This is a genomic window from Alcanivorax sp. (assembly GCF_002726155.1).
Taxonomy (GTDB): Bacteria; Pseudomonadota; Gammaproteobacteria; order Pseudomonadales; family Alcanivoracaceae; genus Alcanivorax.
In genome coordinates, this window is the sequence record NZ_PBSH01000011.1 from 1 (window position 1) to 12,905 (window position 12,905).

Here is a 12,905-nt window from a genome sequence, read left to right on the forward strand (position 1 = left end):
CTGGATTTTATCGCCAAACAAAGCCGTTTCTGGTTGAAGAGTGAAACCATGACTTCCGCCGGTATGGTGCGGGGGCATATCGAGATTGATTTCCAGACCAACGATATCGGTGACGAGCGCATCAGTAACAGCTATGCACCACGTATCCGTCATGCTTATTTAACGTGGGACAAGTGGTTGTTCGGGCAGACCTGGTCCACGTTCTTTAATGTGAGCGCGCTACCGGAAACGCTGGATTTTGTTGGTGCAGCGGGGACGGTGTTTGAGCGTCAGCCCCAGATTCGTTATACCAGCGGCGGTTTGATGCTTGCGGTTGAGAACCCGTCCACGACGCTCTATGGCGGTGCACAAAACCCCTATGACGACAATGCCATGCCGGACCTGGTGGCGCGCTATAACATTGCCGGTGATTGGGGCAATGTCAGTGTCTCTGCCATGGGGCGTGAGCTGGCCTATCAAGATACGATTGGTGGTGTGGATCAGGATGAAAGCGAGTATGGCTATGGCCTGTCGCTGGCGGGCCGCATGATGCTGGGCGCCATGGACGATATTCGTTTTCAGGCGAACTATGGTAATGCGCTGGGTCGTTACACCACGCTCAACGCGTTCCGCTCAGGCCAGATCGAGGCGGATGGCAGTATCGAGCTGATCGATCAATGGAGCGGTGTGCTGGCGTTGCGCCATCACTGGAGTGATCGCTGGCGTTCCAACTTTGCGGTCTCAGTCAGTGAAGCGGATAACCCCGATACCGTGGCGGTGACCACCAGCAAGCGGGTGCAAAGCGCGCACGCCAACCTGATCTGGCAGGTAGCCAAGCCACTCTCTCTCGGCGGCGAGCTGATCTATGCTGACCGGGAAATCGAGAATGGGGACGACGGCAATCTCAAACGCGTGCAGTTCACCGCCAAGTATGCGTTCTGAATAAGAGGCGCTGCACGCCACACGCAAAAGCAAGGGGGCTTCGGCGCTCCTTTTGATTGCGGGTTTGGCGTGTGGCGTGAAGCATGGTGGATGTTGCGGCCGCGAAGCGGCACAAAAAAGGACGCCGAAGCGTCCTTTTTCTTTAGGCGTGCAGCGTGTTGCGTGCTGCATGAGACGTCTCTTGAATCAATCCACATCTGCCGGATACACGCCGTTCTCGTCATGCACTTCCTTGCCACTCAGGGGCGGGGTGAAGGCACAGGCGACGACCATGTCTTCGTTTTCGCCACCGTAGAGGTAATGCTCATCGTGCTCGTCGAGCAGATAGATCGTGCCCGGGGTCAGGTCGTAGACCTTGCCGTCATCCAGGGTTTCGATCTTGCCGCTACCGGAAATCACGTAGACGGATTCCCAGTGGTTGGCGTATTTGATGTGGGTCTTGGTGCCTTTGAAGATGGTGGTGATGTTGAACGAGTGCCCCATCTTGTCTTCTTTCAGAGACAGGCGAACAGACTGCCAGTTGCCGTTTTCGGCTTTCACACAGCGGTCAGACTTCTCGGCTTCAGCCAGAGTGCGAACGATCATGGATAACTCCTGAGCTAAAAAATCGGGAAAGGGAGAGGAATAACGCTCCCCCATTCTCCCGAAAAAGGAGGCGGGGGAGCGTGAACCGCCGTGTTAGGCAGTGATACTGGCCACGGAGTGTGCTTCGCCGCGCTTGATGCGGTCGGTCATCACTTCTTCGACGCTTTCCTTGACGATCTCAAGGGCGCGAACCAGATCTTCTTCGCTGATGGTCAGCGGACACAGGGTCTTGATTACCTGATCGTCGGCACCGGAGGTTTCAATCACCAGCTGACGCTTGAAGCAGGCTTTGGTGATTTCGCCAGCGACTTCGCCATCGCGGGCTACCAGGCCCTGCATCATGCCGCGGCCGTTCAGGTAGAACCAGTGATCATCGTAGCTGGCGGCGATAGCGCGGAAGTGGTCGGTAATGATGTCCGCTTTCTTCTGCACTTCCTTGGCGAACTTGTCATCGCGCCAGTAGTGGTTCAACGCTGCAGCGGCAGTCACGAAAGCCAGGTTGTGGCCACGGAAGGTGCCGTTATGCTCGCCCGGCTTCCACAGGTCCAGTTCCGGCTTCATGAGTACCATGGCGAAGGGCAGGCCATAGCCGCTCAGGGACTTGGACAGGGTGATGATGTCCGGGCTGATGCCGATGTCATCAAAGCTGAAGAAAGAACCGGTACGACCACAGCCAGCCTGGATGTCATCCAGGATCAGCAGCATGTCGTGCTTGCGGCAGACTTTTTCCAGGTTACGCAACCAGTCGAAGCTGGCCGCGTTGATGCCGCCTTCGCCCTGTACGGTTTCCACGATGACGGCCGCAGGATGGTCAACGCCGCTGGAGGAATCGCCCAGTACCTTGTCCAGGTATTCGGTGGTGTCGAAGGCATCGCCCAGATAGCCATCGTACGGCATGGGGGTTACACCGCCCATGGTAACGCCAGCGACGCCGCGATGGTGGCTGTTACCGGTGGCGGCCAACGCGCCCAGGCTTACACCGTGGAAGCCGTTGGTGAAGCTGATGATGTTTTCACGGCCTTTGATGTTACGGGCAATTTTCAATGCCGCTTCCACCGCGTTGGTGCCGGTGGGGCCGGTGAACTGCATCACGTGATCCATATCGCGCGGCTTCAGAATCGTTTCATAGAAGGCATCCATGAACTCACGTTTGGCAGCGGTGTGCATGTCCAGGCCGTGAACGATGCCGTCGCGCTGGATGTATTCCAGCAGCTTTTCTTTCAGGACCGGGTTGTTGTGGCCGTAGTTCAGGGTGCCTGCACCGGCCAGGAAGTCGATGTATTCCTTGCCATTTTCGTCGTACAGATAGCTGCCTTTGGCCTGATCGAATACCACCGGAAAGCTACGTGCATAGCTCATTACTTCCGATTCGTGGCTTTCAAAAATGTCTGTATCCATGGTTTCTGTACTCATGATTCCTGGTCCTCGCTTGAATTAGGGTCGCTGGTTCGGGTTGCGTTTACGCGTCGTCGCGATTGAACGGGCCGATACGTAGCAGGTATTCGTCGTTATGTTCGCCGGCAAAGTGAATGCGCGAATCGAACAGAATAAATTCTTCCGTGGGCATGCTGCGCTGGTAGGCGAAGCTGCGGAACATGCCCCAGGAGGCTTCGTTGTCCGGGGTGATGGTGGTCTCAATGAACTGAACATCGGTGCTTTCTTCGCGCTCGATCAGTTCGGCCAGCATGCGCTTGGCCAAGCCCTTGCCCCGGGCTTTTTCGTGCACCGCTACCTGCCAGACAAACAGGACATTTTGCTGCTTGGGCGGGATGTAGCCGGAAATAAAGCCGACCAGGTCCCCGTCCATCTCTGCCGCCACGGAGGTGTCGGCAAAGTGGGTGCACTGCAGCAAGTTACAGTAGACGGAGTTCTCGTCCAGCGGCTTGCACTCGCTGATCAGTTTGTGAACCCGGCTACCGTCCTGGCTTTCAGGTTTACGAAAGGTGATGTCATCCGATTTGTCGGTGGATGAATCCGTTTTTTTCGCATCGTCTGCTGACATGGTTTCACTTATGGTCCGTTTTGGAGAAAGAGTTTGCGTCCCGGCGGCTGTTCATTTCTACCGCCGGTTGCGCGCGATCAATGGCCCCCAGATCCAGCACCGGCGAGGCGTCGATATCGCCGGCATTCATCATTGCCGCAACCCGCTGCAGGGAGCTAAGAATTAAAGATTGCTCCCAATCCTCAAGGCGGTCAAAGCGTTCGATGAATTCGTCCTGGAGCGGGGTGGGGGCCTTCTCGATGATATCCAGGCCGGCGGAGGTCAGGTGGGCATAAACACGGCGTTTATCCTGCTCGCCGCGCTTGCGTCCCAATAGATCCCGCTTTTCCAGACGGTCGAGAATGGTGGTGACGGTGGCCTGGCTCAGTGATACCTCGTTGGCCAGATCCCCCATGGTCATCTCACCGTGCGCCGCAATCGCCTGCATGATGAGAAGCTGGGGCGATGTCAGGCCGGATACCTTGCTCAGCTTGCGTGAGTAGAGGTCCGTGGCGCGAATGATCTGTCGTAATGCGATTAGCACGTCTTCGTGTCTGGCCATTGCCGAAAATTCTCTTGATAACAAAGTAATGTGACCGAAATTAGACATGGTTTGTCTGCAATCACCTTTGAGATGTAAAGATTCTATCTCCATCAAAACAGGGCAATGGCGAGTAATCCCTTGCGATAAGTGGTAGGCTATCTTAGAGATAAAACATTTAGATGTCAAAATAAATACCGGGCGGTGACGGTGTCATGACCGGCTATATCGTCTGCATTCCTTGCTCTGCGGGGGTTTACGACCTGCCAGGGTGAAAGGCTCGCAGTTTCGACAATCGCACATGTTTTGTGTCACAAAGGACTTCTCCAGTTCCCGAATCCGGGGCCGTTTTTCGTCGTCGTGTTTATAGGCGTTGCCATGATGATTGATTCCTTTCTTCTCGTACTTTCCTGGCTGGACCGCACTTTGGGCGTGATTGAGCGCGTCATTATCGGTGGCTGCATTCTGGCCATGGCTCTGCTGATGAGTGGCCATGTGGTGGGGCAGACCCTGTTTGATGAGGGGATTCCCGGCACCTATGAAGTGGTGAAAATGCTGATCGTGATACTGACTTTCGTGGGGCTGGGCTACGCGGCCCGCCATGCCCGTCACATTCGCATGTCTGCTATCTATGAGCAGCTCAATGGCAAGGCGCGCAAGGGGCTGCAGATGCTGATTTGCCTGGGCACGGCGGTGTTGATGTTTTATTTCGCCTGGAAATCCGGTCAGTACGTCTTTGATATTCAGGAGCGCGGCCGGGTGAGTGCATCACTGCAGGTGCCCATGTGGCTGGTCTACCTGTCGCTGCCCGCAGGATTCAGCATGGCCGGCATCCAGTACCTGCTGACTTTTACCCGCAATGCGGTATCAAAGGGTGTCTGGCGGTCGTTCAACGAAGAGGAAAGCTATGAAGCGGTGCCGCTGGAAGCGGCGGCTGTGGATGATCAGGATGGCCAGCGCTGATGCGTAGCCGTTTTTTTGCTGTGAGTGCTGCTGAATGAGGGGGTTGTCGCTGTGTTAATCATTCTGGCTGTGATCATGCTGGTGTTGCTGATGATGGGGTATCCCATGATGGTGCCGCTGGCGGTGGGGACATTATTCATGATGTTCACCGGGCTGACTTTCTTCGGCCCGGACCAGGCCATCACCTGGATGGTCAATGGGGTGGGTAGCTGGGTGCTGGCGGCGGTGCCCATGTTTATCTTTGCGGCGGACATCCTTACCAAGGGGCATACTGCCAACCGCTTGCTGGATCTGGTGGATGCCTTTACTCGGCACCTGCGTGGCGGTTTGCCGATTACCACGGCGGCGTCCTGCGCCGTGTTCGGTGCCGTGTCCGGTTCCACCCAGGCTACGGTGGTGGCCATGGGCGGGCCCATGCGCCCGCGCCTGCTGGCCAAGGGCTATTCCGACAGCTTTGCACTGGCATTGATTATCAATGCCAGTGATATCGCATTGCTGATTCCGCCCAGTATTGGCTTTATCGTTTATGGCGTGGTGATGAAGACCTCCATTGGCGACTTGTTCCTGGCGGGTATTCTGCCTGGCTTGCTGGTGCTGTTGATGTTCTCCGTTTATTGCTGGATTGGCGCCAGGCTCAAAGGTATTGAGCCGGAGGAGCGGGCCAGTTGGGGAGTGCGTTTCAAGGCCATGCGGGGGGCGATCTTGCCACTGGGGTTCCCGATTCTGGTGGTCGGCGGCATTTATGGCGGGTTGTTCAGTGCGGTGGAGGCGTCGGCCATCGCGGTGGCCTATGCCTTGCTGCTGGAAGTGGTGATTTTCCGCAAGGTCAGCGTGAAGGACCTGGGAGGGCTGGCGTTGTCCTCCGGGATGATCACCGCTGTGGTCTTTATTCTGGTGGCCATTGGTGCGGCGTTTTCTCACACCCTGGGGACTGCCGGAATTCCCGAGAAGCTGCTGGGGCCGGCCATTGAATCCATTGGCCAGAATCAGGTGGCGGCGCTGGCGTTGATCGCCGTGGCATTCTTTATTGGCTGCATGTTCGTGGACCCCATCGTGGTGATCCTGATTCTGGTGCCGATCTTCAAGCCATTGATCGAATCCGCCAACCTGGACCCGATCCACGTGGGTGTTATTGTTACCTTGCAGGCGGCCATCGGCTCGGCCACGCCGCCGTTCGGGTGCGATATTTTCACCGCCATCGCGGTATTCCGTCGCCCCTATCTGGAGGTGATACGCGGTACGCCGCCGTTTATCTTCATGTTGCTGATAGCGACCTTCATTCTGATTCTGTTCCCGCAGTTGTCACTGTGGTTACCGGCACTGGGCGGCTGATTAGCTGTTAGCAGCCTGCGTGCCCCTATTGTGGCCGCAGAGCGGCACAAAAAAAGCCCGGCCAACAGGCCGGGCTTTTTCATTTTCGGCTACCGGGGGAATTACTGTCCCTTGGCGGCCTCGTCGAAGGCGGACAGCAGGGCATTGAGTGATTGCTCACCCCGTGCGCCCACTTCATCAATGTAGATCTGACGTACCGGTTTGGCCTTCTTGCGGAAGGCATCACGCTGGGCCTCAGTCAGTTCAACAATATTGATGTCGCTCTTCTTCTTGATGGTCTCCAGCCGTTCTTCGTTGTACTGGGTCTGGATATCATGACCTTCACGCACCAGGGTCTTGGTGATGTTGTCGATCATTTTTTGCTGGTCCGCAGACAGGCCGTCGTACCAGTCGGCGTTACCGATCAGGGTGGCCACGAACTGGGACTGCTGCGCAAAGATCATGTAGTCCTGTACTTCGTAGAACGCCATTTCCTCGTGGGCAAACACCGGCTGGATGTTACCTTCCGCCTGACCTTGCTGCAGCGCGCTGTACAGCTCGCCGTAGGCAATAGAGGTGGGGGAGGCGCCATAGGCCTTGTAGGTGGCCCGCAGCAGGCTGTTGTCCATCACGCGGATGCCCAGGTTTTCGATGTCATCCGGGGTGTTGATGGCCTTGTTGGTGGTCCACACCTGATAGCCTTCCGGCAATGCCGCCAGCGGCACCAGGCTGCGCTTGCGGAACGATTCCTGCCACGCCTTGCTCTTCAGGAAGGTGTCGCTGTTCAGGCCTTGTGCGGTTACCCATTGATCGCTGGGCATGATGTAGTTCAGGTTGAGCAGCTGGCTTTCCGGTACGGTGCCGCCCAGGGCGCCGGAACCGAAACCAAGCTGAATGGCGCCGCCCTGAATCGCGTCGTATAACGCGGAGTAGCTGGAGCCCCATTTGCCATAGGGAAGAAGCTGAACATCAATCTCCCCGTCACTTTTTTCTTCCACCAGCGCTTTGAAACGTTCGGCGTAACTGTGCTGAACACTGCCTTCAATTTCCTCCAGGCCGAAACGCCAGGTGTCAGCGTTAACGGTGGTGGTCGTGGCGGCAAGAAAGCCAAAAGTAGCGGCGCAAATAAATCGATTAAGTCGCATGCCTTTACCTTGATATTGCTTGTGGGTGGCATTCACTACATTGCATCGGGGTCAGGCTGTCAAGGGAGCAGCCTGCAACGCTGGTACCTCGGCAGGCTTGATGCGACCATAGGCAATGTTTCCCGGTGTGTTCCCGTCTGTGCGAGTTTTCCTGGCGGGAAAGGCACAGGCAAAAGGCGATTGAGAGGGCAAGGCATTGATCAGACACATTCTGCGTACCGGTCTATTGGGCATGTTGTTAGCGCTGGCTGGCAGTCTCTGGGCAGAACAGGAGCCCGCTTCGCCTGAACAAGCGCCAAGAGCGGAGGCCCAGAGCGAGATCGAAAAAGGGCCGGTGATTTCCCAGTTCCGGGAAAACTGGATCCTCGGTGAGCTGCGTTCCCTGCGCCAGGACATGATGGAATACCGCAACCAGATGAACCTGCTGGTCACCGACCGGGAGCTGGAAGTGGCGGACAAGGCCATGGGGTACGCCACCAACACGGTCACCTACTTCTTCTACCTGATCGCCGGCGCCGCCTCGATTCTCGCGCTGGTCGGTTGGTCCACCATTCGTGACCTGAAGGACAACGTGCGGGTATACGCGGAAAAGGAAATGGCTCGCCTCACCAGCGAGTATGAGTCCCGTTTGGCCGATCTGGAGCGTGAGCTGCGCCGCAAATCCCTGTCCATTGCCGAGAACCAGGAAGAAATCGAGCGCACCAACGACATTCACAGCCTGTGGCTCAAGGCCACCAAGGAGCCCAGCGCTCAGGCCAAGATCGAACTCTATGACCGGATTCTGGAATTGCGCCCGGATGATCCGGAAGCGCTGGCCTGGAAGGCCGATGCCGCTCTGGAGCTGGGCGAGCAGCGCTGGGCGCTGAGCCTGTGCGACCGGGTGCTGGAAGTGGACGAGGAGAACTCCCATGCCCTGTACCAGCGGGCCTGCGCCTGGTCCGGGTTGGGAGAAATCGAGAACGCCCTGACCGACCTGGCCGCCGCCATTCAGACCTCAGAAACATTGCGTCGCCACGCCCGTAGCGAAGAAATGTTCGAGCCCCTGCGCGAGCTGCCTCGCTTCCTGGAATTGGTCGGAAGCGACGAAGATTCGGGCTTTTCTGCCTGATAGTCCCTTTCTGTTGCGGTTATAGCGAAACCTGCGCCCGTAAATGGTCAATTTGCGGGACAGTTTCTGCTAGACTTGCCCCCCTTGTATGAGCGGGCGATGACGAACGGATTACCGTTTCGTTCACCTGGGCAGCCTTATCCTGGCTGTTTTCAGTGCCCCTATGGAGAATCCCATGACTCGTGACAACGGTGCCGGTAGCACCAAACAGATGCCGGATGTGGCGTCCAACTCCATGGTGGATCATATCCACACGACCCTGGATTGGGTGGGCATGAGTGAGATCCACTTGCCAGCCCGCGTCAGCGATACCCTGGCAGGCGAGCGCCCGGTGAGCACCTCTATTCAGGCCTATGTGAACCTGGCCAATGCGGATGCCAAGGGCATTCACATGTCGCGCCTGTTCCTGATGCTGGAAGAAACCTTTGGTGATCACTCGGTCAGTGCCGGCTCCATCGAGCAACTGCTGCGTAACTTCCTGCAGACCCATGAAGGCCTCAGTACCCGTGGCTTCGTGCAGCTCGACTTTGAATATTCCATGCGCCGTGCGGCACTGAAGAGCAGCTATTCCGGCTGGAAAAGCTACCCGGTAAGCATCAAGGGCACCCTGTGCGAAGACGGCATGCGTATCGAGCTGTCGGTGGAAGTGCCGTACTCGTCCACCTGCCCCTGCTCGGCGGCGTTGTCCCGCCAGCTGATTCAGGAGCAGTTCCGCAAGGACTTCGCTGAAGGCAAAGTGGATGCGGACGCGGTGTTCGAATGGCTGGGCACGGAAGAGGGCGTACTGGCCACTCCGCACAGCCAGCGTTCCATCGCTCAAGTGCGCGTGCTGCTGGATCACACCGAAGGCGATGCCTTCCCGATCACGGCGCTGATTGATTCCATTGAAGGGGCCCTGAAAACCCCGGTACAAACGGCAGTGAAGCGTGTGGACGAACAGGAATTTGCGCTGTTGAACGGGCAAAACCTGATGTTCTGTGAAGATGCGGCCCGCCGCCTGAAGACCGCGCTGGACCCGCAGTCCTGCTACAAGGATTTCTGGTTGCGTGTGAACCACCTGGAAAGCCTGCACGCCCACAACGCGGTGGCGATTGTGACCAAGGAAGTAGATGGTGGATACCTGCCGATTCCTTGATTGAGAGACGCTGCACGTAACATGCTTCATGCAGCACGCAAAGAAAGATTTCGCGTAGCGGTCATCGTTATCGCGGATAATTCAAAAAAGCCCTCTTCCTTTTGTCGGGAAGGGGGCTTTTTTGTGGTTGCAGGTACAGGCCTGACGCCTAACGCCCGGAGCCTGACGCAGTAGCTACACCCTGCTTGTCTTCTTCGCTACGCGGCTACGACATTGCACCCACGTCCAAGTGAAATGCGAACCCGGTACGCGTATGCCGTGCCGCTATCCGCTAAATTGCCTATTAAAGAAACACCCAGAGTGCGCGCGGGAATGTGCTAACTCACTGAAAAATAATAAAAAACGCCAGGAAGCGATTGCTATGCCCAGCTCGGAGACGCCCCGGCCCCTGAGTGGCCGGTTTTATCGTGCAGACCTTGTCACCCTTCTGAACCAGTCGAACCGGGTGCCGTTGACCCTGTTGCTGGCCCCCGCCGGTGCCGGCAAGTCCACCTTGTTGAACCAGTGGGAGGCGCAGCCTGGTGAGCACCATGTGGTGCAGATGGGGTTGCAGCGCGCCGATGATGATCCAGTGCGGTTCTTGCGCCGTTTCGCAGAGAAGACCCGGGCCGCAGTGCCGGCGTTTGATACCTCCTGGTTTATGCCCTTCGACGTGTCCGAATTGCCACCGTCTTCCATTGCTGACTCACTGTATGACGCCCTGCAGCAAGTGGTGCTGCCGCTGTTTATCGTGTTCGACGACTTTCAGCATATCCAGAGCGAAGAGACGCTCAGCGTCATCGCCACCTTGCTGGCAGACCCGCCCGATAACGTGCACCTGATTATTGCCAGCCGCACCCAGCCATTGTTTGACGTCAGCCGGCTGCGGCTGGACGACAAGGTGCTGGAGATCAGTGCTGTTGACCTGAAAGTGCGGCGCAGCGAAGTGAGCGAACTGAATCAACGCCTGGGCGGTGAGGCTTTGGAAGAGCAGGCACTGGATCACCTGATGGCGATTACCGAAGGCTGGGTGGCCGGGGTGAAAATTGCCCTGCTGGCAGGGATTCGGTCGGGCATGCAGACCCTGCAGGACTTTAACGCCAGCCAGCCGGAAATCATGGATTATTTTGGACATGCGGTGCTCAAGGGGCTGCCGGACTCTGCGCGCACCTTGTTCCTGCAAAGTGCCCTGCTGGAGACCGTCAACGCCGAGCTTGGCGATGAAATTCTGCAAACCCGCCAGTCCGCACGGTTGATTGATGAACTCACCAGCCGGGAGCTTTTTCTGGTGCCGGTGCCAGGCAAGCCGGCCAGCTATCGCTATCACGCCTTGCTGCGGGATTTTCTCCAGGCCCGGCTGAAAATCGAAATGCCCGACTGCATTGTGCCGATTCACCGGCGGGCGACCCGTTACTTCATCAAGACTGGCAATTTTGAACAGGCTGTCTGGCATGCCTGGCGCACCGGTGATGCCGCGCTGTTCGGTAACTGTCTGGAAAAAAGTTTCGAGTTCTGGCTGCAGGAAGGGTATTCCAGCCACATTCTTGAATGGGCGGAAACTCTGGACGATGAAACCATACTGGGCCGCCTTGAGCTGGCGGCTCCCCTGATCAGCACGCTGACCCTGTCACGGCGTTTCTTTCGCGCCCGGTATTATCTTGATGCGCTCAAGGAGCAGGACTTTTCCGGTAAGGAGGCTCGATACCATCACAGCCAGACGGTGGATTTTCTGGAGCTGCATTTGCAGTTATTCCAGCACGATACCGACTTCATGGAAGGGGCTAATCTTTCGTTGCTTATGGAAAGCAGCGGCCACCGGGATATCCGTGCCTTCTCGCTGGCCATGGTGGCCTATTACCACTTGCAGCATGGTCGCCTGGAGTCCGCGCTGGCCTTTTCCTCCCAGGCCCGGGATGTGTTGTTGCGGTTGGGGCAGCGTTTTACGGCAGGCTATGCCGGCTTGATCACTGCGTTGGCCAACCAGCAGCTTGGCCACATTGGAGAAGCGGTGGCCTTCATCGTCGAGAACTTTAACAACACCCGCAGGGATTGCCCTACCTGGTCGCTATGGGCTACCGGCATGGTAGTGGTGTTATACGACCAGAACCGGCTGGAGGAGGCACAGCAGGTATGTGAAGACTTGCTGCCCATGGTCTCGTCTGCTTCCGCGACAGAAGTGATATCCACCGTTTATCTCACCCTGTCACGGCTGCAGCATCTGCAGGGAAAGCAGAAAAGCGCCGAGCGGATGCTGGAGAAACTGTTGGGCATTTTGCAGCTGGGGAATTATGAGCGCTTTGTGAGCATGGCGGTGTTGGAGATGACGCGCCAGGCGTTACTCACCGGCAACTGGCAGCGACTGGATGTGGTAGTGGACCGTTTTGAATTGGCGGCCTGGGTGGAGGAAAACCTCGAGGGTGAAGCGTCCATGTATAGCCAGAGCTGGGAGCGGCGCGGGCTGGCCGCAGTGTACTGGCTGATGGCCCATGGCCGTAATGCGGAGGCAGAAACACTGTTGTGCCGGTTGTTGGTCGTGGTGAAAGGGGCGGGCATCAAGACCCGGGCTTCCATCATCGAGGCCAACCTGCTGGTGCTTACCTCAAAAGCCGCCACCGCCACCGAGCAGAGTCGCAAGGTGGATGCGTTGATCACCCGCTATGGCCTGCTCAACATCAATCGTTCCGTGTTTGATGAAGCGCCAGGCCTGGCGGGGTTGATGAATCGGTTGTGGTCGGCAGGGCAGTTGCTGTTGCCGGATTTCTATACCGGGTTGTTTCCGGCGGTATTCAACGCCACCCCGGCCAGTGATCCCCTGGAAGTGGATCCGGACTCCGTCCTTACCCCCAAGGAAAACGAAATTTTCGAGCTGCTGCAAAGTGGCATGACCAATGCCCAGATCAGCGAACGCACCGGCGTTTCTGTCACCACCACCAAATGGCACCTGAAAAACATCTACAGCAAGCTGGGTGTCTCCAATCGGACCGAAGCCGTGCTGCGCGCTGCCCAGCGCTAACCTTTATAGGCCCCGTAGGAGCGGCGCTTGAGCCGCGAAACGCACTTGGGAAAGCACTTCCTCGCTACGCTCGGTTCGCGGCTCAAGCGCCGCTCCTACAGGGGCCGTTGATGCGATCCCCCAAACCTTGAACCCGTTCGCGCTTTTTCGTTTTCCCCCTCCTTCCCCCTCCCGGGGGAGGGGGTGGAGGGGTTGGCCCCGTTGCTAGAGTGCCGTCGTTGTT

Annotated in this window: 11 protein-coding genes; 6 read left to right on the forward strand and 5 right to left on the reverse strand. The window is 57.4% G+C overall.

Translation table 11 applies throughout. The features are described 5' to 3' along the window. A partial coding sequence (locus tag CL546_RS03790) for a DcaP family trimeric outer membrane transporter (protein ID WP_290493096.1) occupies window positions 1-921 on the forward strand: 921 nt, incomplete at its 5' end. 186 nt (window positions 922-1,107) lie between these two features. On the opposite strand, the gene CL546_RS03795 is transcribed toward CL546_RS03790, so the two are convergent. From CL546_RS03795 to CL546_RS03810, 4 genes are all read right to left on the reverse strand, one after another. Then, complete coding sequence (locus CL546_RS03795) at window positions 1,108-1,506, reverse strand: ectoine synthase (RefSeq protein ID WP_007149683.1); 399 nt, start codon at window positions 1,504-1,506, stop codon at window positions 1,108-1,110. A gap of 93 nt (window positions 1,507-1,599) precedes the next feature. Continuing rightward, window positions 1,600-2,904 carry a diaminobutyrate--2-oxoglutarate transaminase gene (gene ectB, locus CL546_RS03800; RefSeq protein WP_290493162.1) on the reverse strand — a complete coding sequence of 435 codons (1,305 nt, stop codon included), beginning with the start codon at window positions 2,902-2,904 and terminating at the stop codon, window positions 1,600-1,602. A 61-nt stretch (window positions 2,905-2,965) separates the two neighbouring features. Continuing rightward, on the reverse strand, window positions 2,966-3,508 hold the full coding sequence (ectA, locus tag CL546_RS03805) for a diaminobutyrate acetyltransferase (RefSeq protein ID WP_063519883.1): 543 nt from the start codon (window positions 3,506-3,508) through the stop codon (window positions 2,966-2,968). 4 nt (window positions 3,509-3,512) lie between these two features. Further along, a complete protein-coding gene (locus tag CL546_RS03810) occupies window positions 3,513-4,049 on the reverse strand; it encodes a MarR family winged helix-turn-helix transcriptional regulator (protein ID WP_290493097.1) in 537 nt (178 codons plus the stop codon). 357 nt (window positions 4,050-4,406) lie between these two features. On the opposite strand from CL546_RS03810, the gene CL546_RS03815 reads away from it, so the two are divergent. Then, complete coding sequence (locus CL546_RS03815; protein WP_290493098.1) at window positions 4,407-4,991, forward strand: TRAP transporter small permease; 585 nt, start codon at window positions 4,407-4,409, stop codon at window positions 4,989-4,991. A 51-nt stretch (window positions 4,992-5,042) separates the two neighbouring features. After that, on the forward strand, window positions 5,043-6,323 hold the full coding sequence (locus CL546_RS03820; protein WP_290493099.1) for a TRAP transporter large permease: 1,281 nt from the start codon (window positions 5,043-5,045) through the stop codon (window positions 6,321-6,323). Window positions 6,324-6,424: 101 nt separating this feature from the next. On the opposite strand, the gene dctP is transcribed toward CL546_RS03820, so the two are convergent. Next, a complete protein-coding gene (gene dctP / locus CL546_RS03825) occupies window positions 6,425-7,447 on the reverse strand; it encodes a TRAP transporter substrate-binding protein DctP (protein ID WP_290493100.1) in 1,023 nt (340 codons plus the stop codon). Window positions 7,448-7,643: 196 nt separating this feature from the next. Between dctP and CL546_RS03830 the strand changes: the two genes are divergently transcribed. The 3 genes from CL546_RS03830 to CL546_RS03840 all read left to right on the forward strand — a co-directional run bounded on the left by CL546_RS03830 (window position 7,644) and on the right by CL546_RS03840 (window position 12,682). Further along, window positions 7,644-8,555: a tetratricopeptide repeat protein gene (locus CL546_RS03830; protein WP_290493101.1), complete on the forward strand. Its 912-nt coding sequence runs from the start codon at window positions 7,644-7,646 to the stop codon at window positions 8,553-8,555. A gap of 175 nt (window positions 8,556-8,730) precedes the next feature. Further along, entirely contained in the window at window positions 8,731-9,690 is a 960-nt protein-coding gene (folE2, locus tag CL546_RS03835; protein WP_230457703.1) for a GTP cyclohydrolase FolE2, read from the forward strand. Between the two features lie 361 nt (window positions 9,691-10,051). Beyond that, window positions 10,052-12,682, forward strand: a complete 2,631-nt coding sequence (locus CL546_RS03840) for a LuxR C-terminal-related transcriptional regulator (protein ID WP_290493102.1) — start codon at window positions 10,052-10,054, stop codon at window positions 12,680-12,682. Window positions 12,683-12,905: the final 223 nt, after the last annotated feature.

Excerpts from the sequence above, each read along its gene's own strand:
- ectB (WP_290493162.1), bottom strand. The coding sequence starts at position 2,904 with ATGGATACAGACATTTTTGAAAGCCACGAATCGGAAGTAATGAGCTAT.
- folE2 (WP_230457703.1), top strand. The coding sequence starts at position 8,731 with ATGACTCGTGACAACGGTGCCGGTAGCACCAAACAGATGCCGGATGTG.
- dctP (WP_290493100.1), bottom strand. The coding sequence starts at position 7,447 with ATGCGACTTAATCGATTTATTTGCGCCGCTACTTTTGGCTTTCTTGCC.
- ectA (WP_063519883.1), bottom strand. The coding sequence starts at position 3,508 with ATGTCAGCAGACGATGCGAAAAAAACGGATTCATCCACCGACAAATCG.
- CL546_RS03840 (WP_290493102.1), top strand. The coding sequence starts at position 10,052 with ATGCCCAGCTCGGAGACGCCCCGGCCCCTGAGTGGCCGGTTTTATCGT.
- CL546_RS03795 (WP_007149683.1), bottom strand. The coding sequence starts at position 1,506 with ATGATCGTTCGCACTCTGGCTGAAGCCGAGAAGTCTGACCGCTGTGTG.
- CL546_RS03810 (WP_290493097.1), bottom strand. The coding sequence starts at position 4,049 with ATGGCCAGACACGAAGACGTGCTAATCGCATTACGACAGATCATTCGC.
- CL546_RS03815 (WP_290493098.1), top strand. The coding sequence starts at position 4,407 with ATGATGATTGATTCCTTTCTTCTCGTACTTTCCTGGCTGGACCGCACT.